The sequence below is a fragment of the Chloroflexota bacterium genome, from assembly GCA_026708035.1.
Classification (GTDB): Bacteria; Chloroflexota; UBA11872; order UBA11872; family UBA11872; genus JAJECS01.
In genome coordinates, this window is sequence record JAPOVQ010000012.1 from 1 (window position 1) to 18616 (window position 18616).

Genomic DNA, 18616 nt, shown 5'->3' on the forward strand with positions numbered 1-18616 from the left:
CTGGTGCGCGGCGGTCCGGGCGCCCACCAGGGACGCCCCTACGCGAAGGGCGGCAACCGCACGGGCGCGTTTTGTAGGGGCAGCCCTCGTGGCTGCCCGCCCTCCGTCAGTCGAGCGGGTCGAAGTAGGTGAAGTCGGTGCCGAAGCTGTCCATGGCATCGACCGCGGCGCCGCGCAACCGCACGCGGATGTCGCGGGTGCGGTGGTTCAACACCAGCTCCCGCGTGGGCAGCGCCGCGTGCAAGGTGATGGCCTGATTCGGCGTTGGGTTCGGGAACTCCAGATAGCCGCCCGCGAAACGGTGCTCGAGCCGGGCCGGCGCGACCTCGATATCGCCTGGGCTGAGCCACTCCGGAATCCGCACTGCAAGGGGGCCGCCGCGAAGCGGCGTGATCCGCAGCATGCCCTCGGAATAGTCCGATTCCACGCGCGCGTCGGCGGTGTCGCGGTCGAACCACAGATTTACGCGGGTGACGTCGCCGTCGCGGCGCACTGCGTCAGCGAACGCCTCGCATAGCGATCCGGTGGTGCCGGCAACGATGTCCCAGCTGGGCGCGACTTCCGGAATTCCGATGGGCCGGTGCGCGTAGGGCGCGCAGAATCCGAACATTCCCAGCGCGCGATCGGCCACGTCGCGGCGCGCGTCGCTGTCGTCGGGCTCCGGCGGCAGCCCGGTGAACGACGTGTCCCGGAACTGCGACGGCAGTATGTGCGCGCGCAGCATCTGCTCGGCGTCGTCGTAGTAGCTCGGATAGCCCCGTCGCGCCAGAATCAGCGCCGTTTCCAGCACGTCGCCGGTGTTGTTCAGCTCGCCCTGGTCCGGGTTGCGGCCCGCGTCGCTGCGCTCCATCACCCAGCCAATTTCGTCGCGGATGGTCCACAGCCCCCCGTCATAGAACGTCCGCACGCGCTCCAGCAATGCCGCGTCGTCGGTCAGATCGGCCAGCTGGGCCAGCGACGACATGACGCACGTCGTCGAGTGCCCGTGCGCCCCGAAGCGTTCGGTTTCGTAGGAGCCGTCGGGCAGGAAGAACTTGTCCAGCGCGTGGTCCTTCAACGTCTGCGCCAGCTCCAGCGCCGCGTCCGATCCGGTCGTGCGGACGTACTTGACCAACGGCCCGATGGCTCGACCCACACCCTCGACGAAGGTCGGGCGCGCCTGAAAGTCCAGGCCGGACCGGGCATTGAGCGACGCCAGGTCCCAGCCGCGCTCGGGCGACCAGAATTCTCGAATGGCGGCGATGCAGCGCTCGGCCAGCTCAGCCGCCTGGTCGTTGCCTCGGTGCCGCACCAGCGCGTTGAGCCCGTGGAACCCCTCCCGAATGCTGTGCTCGTCAACCTCCACGAGCGGCCCGCCCATCTCGCGCCGGTTGCAGGGCAGCGGCACCGGTCCCGTGAAGGAGAACAACGCCCCCCGCGTGTGCTTGGCGATGGCTTCCTCATCCACCGGCGCGCCGGTCACCTCGGCGGCCCGCAGCATCGACTCCAGGTGACGCCCCGACACCTGCACGGCGCAGTGCCACGGGCTGAACCCAAACCACCCGTCGGGCCACAGCCGGGAGTACATGAAGGGCAGATCGTCGTCGTCCGCGTTGAAGGAGCGGGCCATGGCGCGCGTGCCCAGCTCGATGGCGCTGCGTATGTCCGTGGTGTTGACGTTCCCCACGCGACGCGGGCCGCGCCCATGCGCGGCGGGCGCCGGAGCGTCGTGCGGCTGCGCGTCGTCGGAGGCGGAGCGGACCGTCATTCCCTCACCTGCCCCCGGCGCCTATGAGTCGTCGGATGCGGCATGCGCGGCCAGCACCGCTTCCGCCCGCTCGCGCAGCTCGGGATCGTCACGTTCGATGATTCGCTCCAACGCGCCGATCGACTTCCTCACCAGCTCGGGCGACAGGGAGCCGTCTTCGAACTCCTCGAGGGTCCGAGCGTCCACCTGCTCGAGATGGACATTGTTGACGTCGGCGATCGTGGTCTGGAGGTCGGACCAGTAGTACTTCAAGTCGTCGGACGCCCAACCGGCGTAGACCTCTTCCCACGTTGTCACGCCCATGTGCGGCAGCAGGGTCCGTTGGAGCACGGGCTCGCCGGCGCATTGATAGCGGCCGTCGACCGATATGCGGATCCTGTCGCCCGTCACCGGCAGGCCCCGGTGCACCGTGAGACTGTGAAAGATGAGAACGTCGCCCTGGCGGAACTCGTTGGTCGCCCAGGCGCCTTCCAGCGGATCGATCACGGCGATGCCGCCCGCCCCGAGCGCCGGGCGGTAGTCGTAGACGCCCCGGCGGTGCGAGCGGGCCGCGACCGCCAACCCGCCCATCGACGCCGGCAGGTCGTGCAGGGGAAACCACGCCGTGTAGACGTCGGCCGAGCCCTGCACGTGCGGGAAGTCCTGGTGCGCGGGCGTGGTGAACATCTCGCGCTGCGGGAACATCACGCGCGCGATGATGCTGGGATGCGCCAGCACCGGGGGTTCGAGCAAAGCCTCCATGACTCCCAGCAACGCCGGCTCGAGCTGCAGCGCGTGGAACGATTCGAGGAGATAGAGCCGCGCGTAGGTGTCGTTGGGGATGCTCCCGCGACCGTCCGGGATTCCGGCGGGGTTCACCAGTTGGTCGCGGTAGCCGTCGGCGTCGGCATAGCCCAGGTCGCGCAGGACCTCGAGAAACTCCAGCCGCACGCGCTCCAGGTTGGCCGCCGGCAACAGGCCGCGAATAAAGAGGTAGCCATCTTCCTCGGCGCGGGCGCGCAGGCGGTCGGCATCGCCGACGAGGTCGGTCGAGTCGCGAAACTCGTTCATGGCACCACAGGAATTGCGGGCGGTGACGGCAGCGATGATAGCGCCGCGCGGGCTCAGTCGCTCGCATCTCCCGCGGGCGGCCAGTCGCTCTTCAGCACCGCGTAGTAGGCGTCGTCGACGCGCAGGCCATGCGCGACGCGGTTGCCGCGCACCTCGCCGACCTGGACCATGCCCACCTTCTCCAGCACGCGCCGTGAGGCGCCATTGCGCACGTCGACTCGGGCGTAGACGCGCTCGAAGTCGGTGGTGGTGAACACCGCGTTGACCACGGCGCTCACGACCTCGGTGGCGAAGCCCTGGCCCCACCGCGGCCTGGCAATGGCATAGCCGACCTCCGCGTGGCGGTTCTGCGGGTCGGGCCACATCCCGATGTGGCCGATCAGTTCCCCGTCCAGATCGGCTGCCCACCACGACGGATCCTTGCCCCAATCATCCACCAGCCGCCCCACGACGAATTCCTCCGCGTCACGACGGGTATACGGGTACGGAAGCGGGAAATAGCGAGCCCACTCGGCGTCGTTGCAATAGGCCTGGCGGGGCTCAACGTCGCGCAATTCGAACGGCCGCAGGGTCAGTCGCGGCGTGCGAATCGTGCGAGGCAGGTGCTCCATTGCAGGCTAGCGTACGCCATTCGGACGGGCTCTGGTCCGGTGGCCCATGCTGCGCGCAGCATGGGAGGTTCAGCCACGGCCGGTCCCACGCTGCACGCAGCGCGAGCCACCGGAGATTGCGGGCAGCCACAAGGGCTGCCCCTACACGTCCGAGTCCGCTGTCGGGGCGCCTCTTGTGGGCGCCCGCGATTTGTCGAATTCGGAAACGGAATGTCGGCGGCCGGTCAGGCGTCGTCCGCCATCCCCGGCACCACGGTCGCCTTGAGGGCGGTCATCTGCGTGGCCGCATCGATTGCGGCGGTCACGCCTTCCTCGCTCAGGTCGAAGTTGGTGTGCAGGCGCGGCCAGTCATGGTCGGACTGAATGGCGTGCAGATCGCGCATGGCCTGGGCGACCTCGTCCGGCGCGAACGCCCAACTGCCGAGCAGTTGAATCTCCTTGGTGCAGATGCGATGCCAGCTGGTGTCGAAGCTGCCGGCGTCGGTGAACTGCCCCATCTCCACGAAGGTCCCGCCGTCACGCAGCATCTCCACGCCCTCGGGTCCGGCGGCGGGATTGCCCGAGCACCCGATCACAATGTCCGCGCCGCTGCCGCCCACGGCCTCGCGCACGGCGGCGATGCGAGACGCCGCGTCGGGCGTCGCCGCGAGCGACACGGTGGCATCGGCGCCAAACGCGCGCGCCAGGGCCAGTCGCGGCGTCTCCGGATCGCCGACGGTCACCACCGGCGCGGCCCCCCGCTGACGCGCGGCCACGGTGGCGAGCAAGCCGATGGGCCCGGCGCCCTGGATCACCACCGACGCGCCCGCGGTACCCGCCCCAAGACCCAACGCGTCGACCCGATTGAAGGCCCGCGTCACCGAGCTGTAGGGCTCGACCAGCGTGCCCACCATCAGCGGCATGTCGTCCGGCAGGCGAAAGAGCTTGGTGGCGGGGAAGGCGTCCAGATCCACGAACAGCATGTCGGCCCAACCACCCCAGAGGTGCGGCGGCCGCTCGAAGGGAATCTTGCGCCCGTAGTAGGTCGGGTTGAGGCACTTGTTGGCGCGCTCGGGCGATTCCACGCAGACCTCGCACGCGCCGCAGGCGTTGAGCGGCGGCAGCATGACGTGATCGCCTTCGCGGAGCGGCGCGCCAGTGGCGTCCGTGCGGAGCTGCGGTCCGATCTCTTCCACGACGCCGGCCAGCTCGTGACCCAGTGTGATCGGCCAGGGCAACGCGCCCGGCCAGTGCCCCTGCAGGATGTGCAGATCGGTGCCGCAGACGCCGCAAGCCTCGATGCGAATCAGCGCGCCGCGCGGCGGGATCGAGGGACGGGGAACGCGCCGCAGCACCGGGGGCGTGCCGGGACCGTCAAAGGTCACTACGCGAATGTCGGCAGCGGCGCTGGTCATTGGCTCAATCGACGAAAAACTCGGGCTTCAGTATGCCCGCCACAATGCGCTCTGCTATCAATGTCGCGCAGCCATCCGCCGGAGCAACGGGTCATGGGCGATATCCGCGGCGTCATTCCCATTCTCAAGACTCCGTTCGATCTCGAGGACCGGGTGGACGAGGAGAGCCTGCGCCGCGAGGTGGACTACTGCATTGACGCCGGCGCTCACGGGCTGGGGATCGCCTTCGGCAGCGAGATGCCCAAGCTGAGCGAGGCGGAGCGCACGCTGGTGGCGAGGGTCGTCATCGAGCAGGCGCGGGGTCGCGTACCGGTTGTTATGTCAACCGGGCATCCCGCCACCGTCCTTGCCGTGCGCGCAAGCCAGGAGGCGGAAGCGCTCGGCGCGTCGGCGGTGATGCTGATTCCGCCGGCCAACGGCCTGGCGGAAGCGGAGCTCCACGGCTATTTCAGGGCCGTGGCCGCATCCATTCGCATTCCCCTCGTCGTGCAGGTGATGACCGGCGCGCATCTCTCGGGCGACGAGCTGGCGGCGCTGGCGCGGGCGGTGCCGCAAATCCAATACGCCAAGGTCGAGAGCGCCCCGCCGGCGGAGTCCGTCGCCGAGGCCATCGCCAAGGCCGGCGACCGCGTCACGATCATCGGCGGCGCCAGTGGCGGCGCGCTCATCGAGGAGTTGGAAATCGGGTCGCAGGGCACCATGCCGCACGCCGCCCTGGTCGGCTCATTCGCGCGCATCTGGGACCTGTGGCACGCGGGCAATCGCGATGCCGCCCGCGAGACCTGGCAGCGGGAGATCGTGCCCCTCAACGCCATCGGCGGGGCGGTGTATAAGGAGATGCTGCGGCGCGAGGGCGTGATTGCGCACAGCCACTTCCGCGCGCCGGCGGAGAGCCGCTTGGCCGCCGAGGCGCTGCGCAAGCTCGATCGACTCTGTGAGACGCTTGGCATCGGCTGACCGCCCGCACCCGGCATGATGCGCCCATGACTGAGACGATCGTTTTCTTTGTGATCGTGGGGACGATTGTGCTCGGAATCGGGCTCGATGTGGGGTATCGACTATGGCGCGCCGCGACGCGGCGTCAGCCTAGCGACGCGCCCGCGGGCGTTGCCCCGGAGCTGCCGGTCGACGACGGTTAGGCCCGGCCTGGATCCCCGCCTGCGGAGGCCATTTGAAGAATGGTCAATACTTCACGCCCACGCCCCGGATCACCCTCACCCTAACCCTCTCCCTTCAAGGGAGAGGGGACCGGACCCGCTCCCCGGTCCCTGCCGGTGCGGCTTTGCAAGGGTCTCCCGCCTTCGGAATGACGGACGGACTGCCGGGAGACCGCGACCTACGCGAACGGGTCCATGCGCATTGGCAGCCCCGCGGCCACGAGCTCGCGCTTGACGCGCTCGATGCTGATCATCTTGAAGTGAAAGATCGACGCCGCCAGCGCAGCGTGCGCGCGGCCCTCGACCAGCGCCTCGCGGATGTGCTCGATCGACCCGGCCCCGCCCGAGGCGACGACCGGCACCGGCACGGCGTCGCAGACGGCGCGCAGCTGGTCCAGGTCATATCCGGCGCGCGTGCCGTCGGCGTCGATGCTGTTCATCACGATCTCGCCCGCGCCAAGCTCGACACCGCGCTGGGCGACCTCGATGGCGTCCAGGCCGGTGGGCGAGCGCCCGCCATCCAGCACCACCTCCCACCAGGGCGAATCCCGGTCGCTCCGAAGCTGCGCATCGATGGAAAGCACGATGCACTGTGACCCGAACCGATCGGCGCCGATCCGAATCAAGTCGGGGTCGCGATGGGCGGCGCTGTTGATGGACACCTTCTCCGCCCCCCGCCGCAGCATGGCGTACATGTCGTCGGCGTTGCGCAGCCCGCCGCCCACGGTGAGCGGAATGAAGACCTCCGACGCCACCCGCTCGACCAGGTCGCCCATGATGTCGCGGCCCTCGGCGGATGCCGTGATGTCGTAAAAGACCAGCTCGTCGGCGCCCTCCCGGTCGTAGCGTGCGGCCAGCTCGACGGGATCGCCGGCGTCCACGTCGGCTGAGAATTTCACGCCGCGCACGTTGCGGCCGTTCTTGACGTCGAGACAGGGAATGATGCGGCGGGTCAGCATCAGGCTTCACCGGCGGCGGCCTGAATAGCCTCGCCAAGCGAGAACGCCCCGCGGTACAGGGCGCTGCCGATGATGACGCCTGACGCCCCGGCGTCGCGCAGCCGGACGATATCGTCGAGCGACGCCACGCCGCCCGAAGCGACGACCGGCAGGTGTTGCCCGACCTGCTCGACCAGGTCGCGCGTGCCTGCGACGTTTGGTCCCTTGAGCATGCCCTCGACCACCACGTCCGTGTACATGATGGCCGCGGCGCCGGCTTCCACGGCCCGCGCCGCCAACTCGCTGACCGGCAGCGTGGATTCCTTCGCCCAGGCGTCGGTGACCGCCATGCCCTGGCGCCCCTCAACCGCCACGGCAATCCGGCCCGGATGGGCGGCGGCGGCGCTCGCCAGCATTTCGGGATCGCGCACGGCGGCGGTGCCCAATACGACGCGCGCGGCCCCATGCCCCAGCACCCGCTCGACATCGGCCTGCGAGCGGATGCCGCCCGCGACCTGCACCGGGACATCACCCGCGACCTCGATGATGTCCTCGATGACCGCCGCGTTCGTGCTGACCCCGACGCGGGCCCCGTTGAGATCGACGACGTGCAACCACGACGCGCCCTGCTCCAGCCAGTGCCGGGCCGCTTCCACCGGATCGTCGTAGAACACCGTCTCCCGGTCGAAGTCGCCTTGCACCAACTGCACGCAGCGACCGCCGCGGATATCGATGGGGGGATAGACCTCCATCACGGACCGGCCTCGTCGCGCGGGCGCTGTCCCGCCAGGCGCGCGAAGTTGGCGTAGAGCCGCAGACCCGCGGCGCCGCTTTTTTCCGGGTGAAACTGCGTGGCGAAGAGGTTGTCGCGCAGCAGCGCGCTGGCGAAGGTCACGCTGTAGTCGGTCGTCGCGGCCACGTGCGCCGCGCCGTCAACAGGCGCGAAGTACGAGTGCACGAAGTAGAAGTTGGCGTCCTGCGGGATGCCCGCGAACAGCGGCGACTCAACCTGCTGGCGGACCTGGTTCCAGCCCATGTGCGGCACGTGCCGGCTGGGCGGGAAGCGCACCACGCGGCCCGGTACCACGCCGAGGCACGTCGTGCCGCCGTCCTCGTCGCTGGCCTCGTAGAGCACCTGGAGCCCCATGCAAATGCCCAGGTAGGGCACGCCGCCGTCAATCGCGTCCAGGATGGCGGGAATCACGCCGGCGCGTTCCAGGCCGCGCATGGTATCGGCGGCGGCCCCGACGCCGGGCAGGACGACGCCGGTGGCGTCGGCGATCTCGGACGGATCGTGGGTCACGGTGATCTCGGCGCCGACGTGCCGCAGCGCGCGCTCCACGCTGTGCAGATTGCCGGCGCCGTAGTCGACGACCGCGATCATGCGTCGCTCGCGGCTGCCGGAGCGGCGAGGATGGCCTGCGTGGACGACACGACGTCGTCGAGCGCCACGTCCACCTGGTCGCCGCCGTCGAGGGGCTTGAGGGACACGCGCCCGGCCTCGACCTCGCGATTGCCGACGATCAGCGCCACCCGCGCGCCGACGGCGTTGGCGCGGCGCAGGTGCGACCGCGGGCTGGCGGCGGAAAATCCGACCTCGGTGGCGATGCCCGCCTGCCGCAACCCTGCGGCCACGGTGGTCACGACCGTCAGCGCCGCATCGGCCAGGGGCGCCACATACACATCGGGCGTTGGAGGCGACGCTTCCTCGAGCCCGACGCGCCGGCGATTGAGCAGGATGCGCTCGATGCCACTGCCGAACCCGACGCCCGGCAGATGCGGACCGCCGAGCGTCTCGGCCAGGAAGTCGTAGCGGCCGCCGCCGCCGACGGTGCTCTGCGCGCTGCCGTCGGGCGGCACGATCTCGAACACGGTGCGGTTGTAATAGTCCAGGCCGCGGGCCAGCCGGTGGTCCAGAGTGCAGGGAATACCCAGCGCCCCGAGCAGGCTTCGCAGCGTATCGAAGTGCTCGCGCGCGGCGTCGCCGAGGTAATCGAGCGAACGCGGCGCATCGGCGCTGACGCGCTCGCACGGCGGTTTCTTGCAATCGAGCAGCCGCAGCGGGTTTTGCGTCAGCCGCGTCTGGCAATCGGCGCACATCCTGTCCGAGTACGGCGTGAAGAAGGCCACCAGGGCGGCGCGGTATTCCGGCCGCGACTCCGGGTCCCCGAGCGAGTTGACGTGCAGCGCGAGGTCCGAGATCCCGAGTGCGCGAAGCGTGCTCCAGAGCAGATCGATCACCTCGGCGTCCACCGCCGGGTTGGGGTCGCCCAATGCCTCGGCGCCGATCTGGTGGTGCTCGCGCAAGCGGCCGGCCTGCGGACGGTCATACCGAAACACCGGCAGCACGTAGTAGAGCTTCACCGGCTGCGGCAACACGTGCATGCCGTGCTGCTGATAGGCGCGCACGATGGACGGCGTGCCCTCGGGCCGCAGGGTCAATGAGTCGCCCCCGCGGTCGTCGAAGGTGTACATCTCCTTCTGCACGATGTCCGTGGTCGCACCGGTGCCCTTGTCGAACAGCTCGGTGGCCTCGAACGTCGGCGTGCTGATCGGCTGGAAGTTTCGCAGGCGGCACTCGCGCGCGAATGCGCCCAGGACGCCGTCCCACGCGGGCGCGTCGGCCGGCAAGCGGTCGGACGTGCCGCGCGGTCGCTGGAGACCGGAGCTAGGCACGGTTGTTGGGCTTCGGCGAAGACATGGCTATTCGAGCTGCGCCCGCGCCGCGGGACTGCAAGGCAGACACGGCATCGCGCTACGGCAGCGCGAGCGCCACGATCAACCGCCACACGATTTGGATGACCACGATCGCAATCAGCGGCGACAGGTCGATCATCCAGGACGAGGGCAGTCGATTGCGGATCGGCGCCAGAATCGGCTCGGTGACGTCAATGAGCAGACGCATCAGCGGGTGGCTGGGGTCTTGCACGAACCAGGACAGCAGCGCCCGGCCCACGATCGCGAAGACCAGGATCGTGACCAGGATTTCGAGAAAGCTGATGAGGCCGATCAGCATGGCGAGTCCATCGATGGCGGCGCGGGCCCGGCGCTCGCGGCCGTCGGGCGACTGCCAAAGATAGCCCGTCCCACGCGAATCATCGTCGAGCCCTCGGCGATCGCCGCGCCGAAGTCGTCGGTCATGCCCATCGACAGCTCCGTCAGCGGCTGGTTGGGGAGCTTCGGGCGCAGCGCGTCGCGCGTCTCACGCAGCTCGCGAAAGCAGGCGCGTAGGGCCGCCAGATCGCCCCGCAGCGGGCCGATGGTCATCAGGCCGCGCAGGATGAGACCGGTCTCGCGGTCGATCACCTCGCACAGTCCTTCAAGTTCTTTCGGCGCCACGCCCTCTTGCGTGGGCGCGCCGGTGAGATTCACCTGCGCCAGCACGTCCACGGGGCGGTTGTCGCGCACTGCGTCCAGCCGGCGGGCCAGTCGTGGGGAGTCGACGCTCTGGATGCAGGCAAAGCGCTGGACCGCCGTCCGCGCCTTGTTGCGCTGCAGGTGCCCGATGAGGTGCCACGTCCCGCCGCCCACCTGGGGAATCTTCGCATCGGCCTCCTGGACCCGATTCTCGCCGAAGGTCGTGAGACCCGCGGCAAGCGCCGCGCGCACCACGTCGACGGGCACGGTCTTGGTCACCGCCACCAGCTCGACGGATTCGGGCGAACGGCCGGCCGCGGCGCAGGCTGCCGCGATCTCCCGGCGCACCGCCGCGATGCGCAGGCGAAGTCCCTCATCGACCGTTGGCGCACCCTGCATCCCGCCATTCTAGGCGCGGACGGGCGCCGGCGACGGTTGGCGGTCGGTCGTGCGATTACCCGGCGGACCGGCGCCGCAGGAATGCCGGAATCTCGATCTCGGGCTGGTCGTCGGGACCGGGCGAGAAGTCCAGCTCGCGCACCCGGGGCGAGGCCGGCGTTCGCACGCGCGTCCGCGCGGCGGGTCGCATTTCCTTGCGCTCGAGCTGGAAGCCCGTCGCGATCACCGTGACGTGAATTCGACCTTCGAGCGCCTCGTCGACCACGGTGCCGAAGATGATGTTGGCGTTCGGATCGGCCGTCTTGGCCACGATCTCCGCCGCCTCGTTCACCTCGTACAGCGTCATGTCCGAGCCGCCCGTGAAGTTCAGCAGCACGCCACGCGCGCCGTCCATGGAGGTATCGAGCAGCGGGCTGTTGAGGGCCTGGGTGACGGCGTCGGTGGCGCGGGTTTCGCCCTGGCCCTCGCCCATGGCCATGAGCGCGGTGCCGGCATCGGTCATGACGGCCCGCACGTCGTTGAAGTCCAGGTTGATCAGCCCAGGCATGGTGATGAGGTCCGAGACGCCCTGGATCGCCTGTCGCAGTACGTCGTCGGCCAGCGCGAAGGCCTCGCTGATCGTCGATTTGGCGTCGGCCACGTTGAGTAGTCGGTCGTTGGGGATCACCACCAGGGTGTCGACGCCCTCCGCGAGATCTTGGATGCCTTCATCGGCCACGCGCGCGCGCGCCGTGCCTTCGAATGCGAACGGACGGGTAACGACGCCCACGGTCAGCGCGTCGCTTTCCTGCGCGATCTCGGCCACGACCGGAGCGCCGCCCGTGCCCGTGCCGCCGCCCATGCCGGCGGCGATGAAGATCATGTCGGCCCCGTCGAGCGCCTGGCGCAGATCCTCGGCGGATTCTTCGGCTGCCTTGTGGCCCAGCGCCGGGTTGCCGCCGGACCCAAGCCCGCGGGTGGCCTTTTCACCAATGTGCACGCGCACCGAGGCTTGCGAGCGCATCAGCGCCTGCGCGTCCGTGTTGACAGTGATGAAATCCACGCCGCTGACGTCCACGTCGATCATCCGGTCGACGGCATTGCTCCCGCCCCCGCCCACGCCGACTACCTTGATGGTGGCGGATTGCTCGCTGGGAGGCTGGGACGCCTCGCGCCGCGGCGTCGTGAGTCGTGTAATGCGGCCCGTGCTGCCGGTATCGTCGTTCATGTCTTGGTCCCCTGTCGCCGGAGTCCAGCGCTGGCGGACGTCATTGCGGTCAGCTCGCGCGTTCGGCTACTCATTATGCACAACAGTAAAGCGTCTGTGGGACATTTCGTCAGGCTGCGGCTGGTGCGACCAGGCCGCGCAGCCACGAACCGAAGTTGGTGAGCACCCCGCCGGCTCGCCGCACGGGCCGCTGATCCAACCACCCGTGATCCGGGCGCGGCGTCGCCCCCATGAGCGTCAGGCCGATGGCCGTGCTGAACTGCGGCTCGCGCATGCCCTCGTCGAGGCCCCAGAGCGCCTGCGGCCGGCCCAGAGCCACGGGCAGCTCCAGAATCTCGGACGCCTTGGCCGCCAGACCCGGAATCAGCGACCCGCCGCCCGTCAGGGCGACGCCCGCCGTGAGCACGTCGTAATACCCGCTGCGCACGATTTCATCCTTCACGTGGGTGAAGATTTCCTCCATGCGCGCGTCGATGACCTGGGCCAGGTCGCGGCGGCGAACCGCGACCGGCGCGCCGTAGTCGAAGCCCGGGACCTCGACGGCCGACTCGTCGGCATCGACGTAGGGATCGGCCCGACCATGCTGGATCTTGAGGGCCTCGGCCACTCGCAGCGGCAGCCGCAGGCCCCGCGCGATGTCGGATGTGACGAGCGCCCCGCCCATGGGCAGCACGGCAATGTGCCAGCAGGCGTCGCCCACGTAGATCGCCACGTCGGTCGTGCCGCCGCCGATGTCGACCACGGCGGCGCCTTCCCGCCGCTGGTCCTCGGTGAGACAGGACGCCGCCGACGCCAGCGGCTGCAGGACGCGGTCGCGAACCTCGCATCCGGCCCCCGTCACGCAGCGCTCCAGGTTGGTCATGGCGTTGGTGGCGCCCGTCACCACGTGGGCCTCGACCTGCAGGCAGCGCCCGGTGAGCCCGCGCGGGTCCAGCACGTCGGTCAGGTGGTCCACGCTGAAGGTCTTGGGAATCACGGCGGCGATCTCGCGCTCGGCCGGCAGCGAGATGGCCGCCGCCGTGCGCACGATGCTGTTCATATGACGCGGCCGCACCGTCGGGTCGTCGGCGCCGAGCCGCAGCTCGGCGTGCTGGCTGTGTGACTGCAGGTGCCCCCCGGCGATGCCGGCCACCACGTGCCGCACCCGCGTCTGCGAGACCTCCTCGGCGCGCATCACCGCCTCGTCGATCGCCTTGATCGTCTGCACGATGTCCACCACCTGCCCGCCCTTGAGGCCGAGCGATGGCGCCGTGCCGATGCCCAGGACATGCAACTGCGTGTCCCGATATTCCTGACCAACGACCACGCAGGTCTTAGTCGTGCCTACGTCCAACCCGACGACCGTTCGATTGCGTCCCAACGTCTGCTCCTCCAGTGCCCCCCGGATGTCTGCCGACTCAGCGAACTCCGCTGCTGCTATCTCACGGGGAATCCCCGATCGTGCTGATCAGCGGCGGGGCGTTGGTGGTGCGATAGGTCGGGCGGTCCACGGGGCGCAGATCCACGGACGCGACGCGCTCACCGCGGCGGTTGGCTCGCTCGAGCACGGCCTGCAGCGCCACGAGCTTCGGCTCGAGTCGCTCAATGCCGCCGAACTGCAGCTCGCGACCGGAATGGTCGATGACCGTGAGGTTGCCGGCCGAGTATTGGATCCGGTTGGGGAACACCCGCAGCAGCGGCAGGTTGCTCTGCAACTGGTGGGCGGCGAGCAGGGCGGGGAGATTGACGTGCTCGCCCGGAGCGGTCTCGCGCGCGCCGGTGTCCTCGATGGTCAATTCGAGGTCGGGCCGATAGCGCGCCGCCAAGATCTGGCCGTCGGCATCAACCAGGTAGCTCTGTCCGCCGACAATCCAGTTCGCCACGGGCGCGTCGTAGGCGATGGTCACGGTCAGATGGCCATCCACGGCGACGTCGACCAGCGCGTCGGCCACGCCCGGAATCTCGAGCAGCTCGTCGCGGATGGCGGCGGTGTCGACGCGAAACACGCTGGCCCCGACGAACTGGCCGACCAACGACTCGATCTGCTCCGCGCTCACCACCGGGGGCGGCGACGACGCGGCACGGTGCACCGTGATGTTGCGCACCTTCAGCACGGGCGACGTGAGCATCCACACCAGCAGGATGGTGGCCAGGCCGGCGATGCCGAGCGAGAGCAGATGGACGTGCCACGGGCGGGGGTCGGCCGTCATGCCATCAGCTCCGAGGCCGCGGCCTGCCAGCGACCCAGCATGCGAACTTCCGGCTCCAGGCGAATCCCGTGCCGCTGCTGGACGATGGTCTGCACGTGCAAGGCCAGCGCCAGAATGTCCGCCGCCGTGGCGGTGCCGTCGTTGCTGATGAAGTTGGCGTGCATCGGGGACACGAAGGCACCGCCGCGAGCGCATCCCTTGAGTCCCGCGGACTCGATGAGACGCCCCGCGTAGTCTCCGCTCGGGTTCTTGAAGAACGAGCCGGCGTTTTGTCCGCGCGGCTGGGTATCCAACCGGCGGCGCGCGAAGGCCTCCAACTGCGCCTGTAGCGCCGCAGGGTCGCCGGGCTGGATGCCGAGCGACGCGCTGAGCACGACGGGCGTTTGGGGATCGTTTTGCAAGGCGCTGTGCCGATAGTCGAAGGCCAGATCGTCGGGGCCAAGCTGCCGCACGCCGTCCGGATACCAGACCTCGGCGGACTCCAGCACAGCCGCGATATCGCTGCCCCAGGCGCCGGCGTTGCCAAACACGGCCCCGCCGACCGTCCCGGGCACCCCGATCGCGAACCCGAGCCCGGCGTGCCCGCCGGCGGCGGCCTGCCGGGCGAGCCGCGCCATCGTGTGGCCCGATTCGACGCGCGCCAGGCCGGCGGCCGCGTCGAACGTCAATCCGACGCAGTTATTGCTGATCACCAGGCCTTCGATACCTTCGTCGGCCACCAGCAGATTCGTGCCGTGTCCCACCACCGTGCGCGGCGCCCCGGCCGCCTCGGCGGCGTCGAGCACGGCCACGAAGTCATCCACGGCGTGCACTTCGACCCAAAGGTCGGCCGGGCCGCCCACGCCGAAGGTCGAGTGCCGCGCCAGTGGCTCGCGCTCGCGCACGGCGAGGTGCCCCGGGAGCGCCAGCGACCCGCTCATGCCGCGGCCCGCGTTTCGACCCAGACGCTGATGCGATCGGCCAGTGGGGTCACGGAGTCGGGCCCCATCACCAGGATCACGTCGCCCTCGGCCGCCTCGGCGGCCACCAGGTCGGCGATGGCGTCGAACGACGGGAGAAAGCTCGCGTCGGAATGTCGCACCCGGGCGGCCAGCAGCGCCGAGCTCGCCTCGACGCCCCGCTCGCGGCCTGGCGGTGAGTAGATCTCGGCAAAGGTGACGCGGTCGGCGCCCGCAAACGCCTCGACAAAGTCGTCCAGCAAGTCGAGCGTGCGGCTGCGGAGCAGCGGCTGGTAGATGGCCCAGAGCCGCCGATGGGTGAATTCGCGCGCGGCCGCGATGGTGGCGCGCACGGCGGTTGGATGGTGTGCGTAGTCCTCCAGCACCCGCACGCCGCCGCCGCAGGCGCGCAGCTGCAAGCGGCGCTCGACGCCGCCGAACGACTCAATCGCGCGCGCGACTTCGGACGCGGGCACCCCGGCCAGCGTGCAGGCCATCAGCGCCGCCAGCGCGTTCCAGGCGTTATGACGCCCGCGCAGCGGCAGCCGGCAGGCCACCGGCCCGTGCGGCGTGCGAAACTCCACCGCGCATCCATCGGCCGCCGGCGTGTAGGTCTCCAGGTCCCACGCTTCGTCCGGGCCGAACCACAGCGCCGGCGTGGGCGCACCGGCCGCGACGCGTCGCAGATGCGCCACGTCGCCGCGGGCGATCAGTCGGGCGTCGGCGGGAAGCCCGGCCGCGAACGCGGCGAAGGCCTCCACCATGCGCGCCTCGGTCCCAAAGTAGTCCAGGTGATCGCGCTCCAGGTTTGTGATCACGGCAATCTCCGGCCGGTAGGCGAGAAACGCCGAGTCGAACTCGTCGGCTTCCACCACCATCCAGCTGTCTCGTCGGTAGCGCCCGTTGGCGTGATCGAGCGACGGACTGGCGGCGCCGAGCAGGAAGCTGGGATCGCGGCCGGTCTCCCGCAGCACCGCCGCGATCATGGCGCTCGTGGTGGACTTGCCATGCGTGCCGGCGACGGCGATGCCGCGGGACGCGTTGAAGAGCTCGGCGATGATCGCCGCGCGCGAGGCCACTGGCACGCTGCGGCTCCGGGCCGCGACAAGCTCCACATTGTCCGAGGGAACGGCGGCGGAATGCACCACCAGGTCGGCGCCGGTCACGTTGCCCGCGTCGTGGCCGCGATGAATCCGCGCGCCGCGCGACTCGAGCTGTCCCGTAGCGGCGGTGGCGCGCAGGTCGCTGCCGCTGACCTGGAGCTCGAGATCGATCAGCGCGGCCGCCACGCCGGACATGCCCGCGCCGGCAATGCCGACCACGTGCACGCGGCGCACGTCCGCCCCGAGCAGCCGGCCGGGTGCGGCGTTCATGCCGCCGCCGCCTGCCGGGTCGGATCGGCAAGCCCGATCGCGAGCCGGGCCACGGCGTCCGCGGCGTCCGGTCGACCTCGCGCGGCTGAGGCGCTGCGCATCTGGTCCAGGCGCGGCGTGTCCGCCAAAAGGTCGGTGATCGTCGACGCCAGCTTGCCGCGGGTCAGGTCATCCTCGAGCAGCACGACCGCCGCGCCGGACGCGGCGACGGCGTTGGCGGTGGCGATTTGGTGTCCAGCCCCGAATGCGCCGGGCGCGATCACGGCCGGAGCGCCGACGGCGCCGAGCTCGGCCACCGCCGTCGCGCCCGAGCGCGTCACGATCAGGTCGGCGGCGGCCATGAGGTCCGCGAATCCTTCGTTGATGAAGGCGTGGATGTGATAGCGCGCGCGCCGGTCGGGGGAAAGGCGCTCGCGCACCGATGCAAGCCACTCGAAATCGCCGCGCCCGGTGACATGCACGATTGCGGCCCGGTCGAGCAGATGGGTGAGATCCCGCGCGATGGCGGCGTTGACCGCGTGCGCGCCCTGGCTGCCGCCGACCACCAGCACCAAAGGCTCGTCCGATTCCACGCCGACACGAGTCCGGCCCGAGTCGCGATCGGGACTGGCAAAGGCATCCCGCAGGGGATACCCCGTGAACTCGACGCGTGTGCCGCGCAGCTGCCCCACCGCCTCGCGGAAGGCCACCGTGGCGACGGTCGCCAGCGGGGCCAGCGCCTTGGTGGCCCACCCCAGTTGCGCGTCGCCCGAGAAGATCAGGCGGGGAATGCCCCGCAGCCACCCGGCCAGCATGACGGGCACGCTGACGTAGCCGCCGCTCAGGACGATCGCGTCGGGCGGTCGGGCGCCAAGGTCGCGCCACACGGCAACCGTCGAGATGCCGAGGCGCCACAGACGCGCCGGGAGCCGGGCGAAGCCCACGCCCACGATGCCGCGGACGCGGATCGGGAAGAGATCGAACTCCACGCCTCGGTACAGCTCGCGATCGAGCTCGCGCGCCCCGCACACGATGGTGATGTCGCCCTCCGCGTCGCCCAGCAGCTTGCGCAAACGCCGCGCGACGGCCAGGGTCGGAAAGATATGTCCGGCGGTGCCGCCGCCGGCCAGCACGATTCTCATTCGCGCCGCTGCAACGCGGATTTCCGCGCCACGTTGAGCAGGATGCCCATCATCAGCAGCGAAGCAAGAAGCGACGAGCCGCCCAGGCTCACAAACGGCAGCGTCAGGCCCGTGACCGGGATCAGTCCCGTGACGACGCCCATGTTCACGAACGCCTGAAACGTGAGCTGGGTGACGATGCCGACGGCCAGCAAGCGGCCGAACGGATCCTCGGTCGAGCCCGCGATCTGGATTCCCCGTACGAACAGCGCGAGAAACAGCACCAGCACGAGGCCGGTGCCGACAAGGCCGAACTCCTCGCCAATCACCGCGAAGATTGAGTCGGAATCGGGCACTGGCAGCAGAAATTTCTGCGTCCCGGCGCCCAGTCCACGCCCGGTGACGCCGCCGGCGCCCAGGGCGATCTTGGCCTGTGCGGCTTGATAGCCGGTGTTGGTGACCTCGGGGTCGCGAGTGAGAAAGGCCAGCACGCGCGCCCGCTGGTACTCGTGCACGGCGATGGATATGGCGCCGGCCGCTAGCGCGCCGATCGGCAGCACCGCAAGGTGCCGCAGCCGGACGCCGGCCACGAACAGCACGGCCAGACCCACCGCCGCCATCGTGACGGCCGTTCCCAGGTCGGGCTCGGCGACCACGGGCAACACCACGGCCGCGAGCAGCCCGCCGCCGCCCAGCAGGCCAATGCGCCAATCCCGCACGCGGTCGCCGAAGTGTTTGGCCAGCTTGGCCAGGGCCAGAATCAGGGCGAGCTTGGCGAACTCGCTGGGCTGCAGCGTGAAGTCGCCGATGACGAACCAGCGTCGGGCCGCCAGCTGCGGCGGCGCGTTCGAGAAGAAGTAGACCCCAAGCAGGAGCAGCCAGGCAATGCCCAGGGCGGGCAGGGCAACCCGCTCGTAGCGCTGGTAGTCCACGGCGCTCAGACCCAACGCCAGGACCAGGCCCGTGATCCCAAAGATCATCTGCTGAATCGTGTCGGCGTCGAGGGGCGCCCCCTCGCCGAGAACCGCCGGAATGCGCGCGCTGGCGACCATGACCGCGCCGCCCAAGGGCAGCAGCACCGTGAGCAGGAGCAGAATCGGGTCCTGCGGCGGCCAGCGGAGCCCACGCGCGGCGGGCCGTGCCTGCGTCGCCATCA

Annotated in this window: 19 protein-coding genes; 2 read left to right on the forward strand and 17 right to left on the reverse strand. The window is 70.0% G+C overall.

What is annotated here, in order from left to right:
* Nucleotides 1–106: 106 nt before the first annotated feature.
* From OXG33_04880 to OXG33_04895, 4 genes are all read right to left on the reverse strand, one after another.
* Complete coding sequence (locus tag OXG33_04880; GenBank protein ID MCY4113261.1) at nt 107–1747, reverse strand: hypothetical protein; 1641 nt, start codon at nt 1745–1747, stop codon at nt 107–109.
* Between the two features lie 21 nt (nt 1748–1768).
* Entirely contained in the window at nt 1769–2797 is a 1029-nt protein-coding gene (locus OXG33_04885; GenBank protein ID MCY4113262.1) for a phytanoyl-CoA dioxygenase family protein, read from the reverse strand.
* A 53-nt stretch (nt 2798–2850) separates the two neighbouring features.
* On the reverse strand, nt 2851–3408 hold the full coding sequence (locus OXG33_04890) for a GNAT family protein (protein MCY4113263.1): 558 nt from the start codon (nt 3406–3408) through the stop codon (nt 2851–2853).
* A gap of 224 nt (nt 3409–3632) precedes the next feature.
* On the reverse strand, nt 3633–4802 hold the full coding sequence (locus OXG33_04895) for a zinc-binding dehydrogenase (GenBank protein ID MCY4113264.1): 1170 nt from the start codon (nt 4800–4802) through the stop codon (nt 3633–3635).
* Between the two features lie 93 nt (nt 4803–4895).
* On the opposite strand from OXG33_04895, the gene OXG33_04900 reads away from it, so the two are divergent.
* Both OXG33_04900 and OXG33_04905 read left to right on the forward strand, forming a co-directional pair.
* On the forward strand, nt 4896–5759 hold the full coding sequence (locus OXG33_04900; protein MCY4113265.1) for a dihydrodipicolinate synthase family protein: 864 nt from the start codon (nt 4896–4898) through the stop codon (nt 5757–5759).
* A gap of 26 nt (nt 5760–5785) precedes the next feature.
* Entirely contained in the window at nt 5786–5941 is a 156-nt protein-coding gene (locus OXG33_04905; GenBank protein MCY4113266.1) for a hypothetical protein, read from the forward strand.
* 197 nt (nt 5942–6138) lie between these two features.
* On the opposite strand, the gene hisF is transcribed toward OXG33_04905, so the two are convergent.
* The 13 genes from hisF to OXG33_04970 all read right to left on the reverse strand — a co-directional run bounded on the left by hisF (nt 6139) and on the right by OXG33_04970 (nt 18614).
* Entirely contained in the window at nt 6139–6918 is a 780-nt protein-coding gene (gene hisF / locus OXG33_04910; GenBank protein ID MCY4113267.1) for an imidazole glycerol phosphate synthase subunit HisF, read from the reverse strand.
* Nucleotides 6918–7649, reverse strand: a complete 732-nt coding sequence (gene hisA, locus OXG33_04915; GenBank protein MCY4113268.1) for a 1-(5-phosphoribosyl)-5-[(5-phosphoribosylamino)methylideneamino]imidazole-4-carboxamide isomerase — start codon at nt 7647–7649, stop codon at nt 6918–6920. The genes hisF and hisA overlap by 1 nt, the downstream gene beginning before the upstream one ends.
* Complete coding sequence (hisH, locus tag OXG33_04920) at nt 7649–8281, reverse strand: imidazole glycerol phosphate synthase subunit HisH (protein ID MCY4113269.1); 633 nt, start codon at nt 8279–8281, stop codon at nt 7649–7651. The genes hisA and hisH overlap by 1 nt, the downstream gene beginning before the upstream one ends.
* Nucleotides 8278–9573 carry a histidine--tRNA ligase gene (hisS, locus tag OXG33_04925; protein ID MCY4113270.1) on the reverse strand — a complete coding sequence of 432 codons (1296 nt, stop codon included), beginning with the start codon at nt 9571–9573 and terminating at the stop codon, nt 8278–8280. The genes hisH and hisS overlap by 4 nt, the downstream gene beginning before the upstream one ends.
* A 79-nt stretch (nt 9574–9652) precedes the next feature.
* Nucleotides 9653–9913, reverse strand: a complete 261-nt coding sequence (locus OXG33_04930; protein ID MCY4113271.1) for a YggT family protein — start codon at nt 9911–9913, stop codon at nt 9653–9655.
* The gene (locus tag OXG33_04935) at nt 9907–10653 is read right to left on the reverse strand and encodes a YggS family pyridoxal phosphate-dependent enzyme (protein ID MCY4113272.1); all 747 of its coding nucleotides are present in this window, start codon (nt 10651–10653) and stop codon (nt 9907–9909) included. Before OXG33_04935 ends, OXG33_04930 begins: the two co-directional genes overlap by 7 nt.
* A gap of 55 nt (nt 10654–10708) precedes the next feature.
* Nucleotides 10709–11860 carry a cell division protein FtsZ gene (gene ftsZ, locus OXG33_04940; GenBank protein ID MCY4113273.1) on the reverse strand — a complete coding sequence of 384 codons (1152 nt, stop codon included), beginning with the start codon at nt 11858–11860 and terminating at the stop codon, nt 10709–10711.
* A 109-nt stretch (nt 11861–11969) separates the two neighbouring features.
* Entirely contained in the window at nt 11970–13220 is a 1251-nt protein-coding gene (gene ftsA, locus OXG33_04945) for a cell division protein FtsA (protein ID MCY4113274.1), read from the reverse strand.
* Between the two features lie 61 nt (nt 13221–13281).
* Nucleotides 13282–14049 carry a cell division protein FtsQ/DivIB gene (locus tag OXG33_04950; GenBank protein MCY4113275.1) on the reverse strand — a complete coding sequence of 256 codons (768 nt, stop codon included), beginning with the start codon at nt 14047–14049 and terminating at the stop codon, nt 13282–13284.
* Nucleotides 14046–14969 (reverse strand): UDP-N-acetylmuramate dehydrogenase, encoded by a 924-nt coding sequence (murB, locus tag OXG33_04955; GenBank protein ID MCY4113276.1) that lies wholly within the window; start codon nt 14967–14969, stop codon nt 14046–14048. The genes OXG33_04950 and murB overlap by 4 nt, the downstream gene beginning before the upstream one ends.
* Nucleotides 14966–16360, reverse strand: coding sequence for a UDP-N-acetylmuramate--L-alanine ligase (gene murC / locus OXG33_04960; protein ID MCY4113277.1), 1395 nt, complete (start codon nt 16358–16360; stop codon nt 14966–14968). The genes murB and murC overlap by 4 nt, the downstream gene beginning before the upstream one ends.
* The gene (locus OXG33_04965) at nt 16357–17481 is read right to left on the reverse strand and encodes a glycosyltransferase (protein ID MCY4113278.1); all 1125 of its coding nucleotides are present in this window, start codon (nt 17479–17481) and stop codon (nt 16357–16359) included. The genes murC and OXG33_04965 overlap by 4 nt, the downstream gene beginning before the upstream one ends.
* The gene (locus tag OXG33_04970; GenBank protein ID MCY4113279.1) at nt 17478–18614 is read right to left on the reverse strand and encodes a putative peptidoglycan glycosyltransferase FtsW; all 1137 of its coding nucleotides are present in this window, start codon (nt 18612–18614) and stop codon (nt 17478–17480) included. Before OXG33_04970 ends, OXG33_04965 begins: the two co-directional genes overlap by 4 nt.
* Nucleotides 18615–18616: the final 2 nt, after the last annotated feature.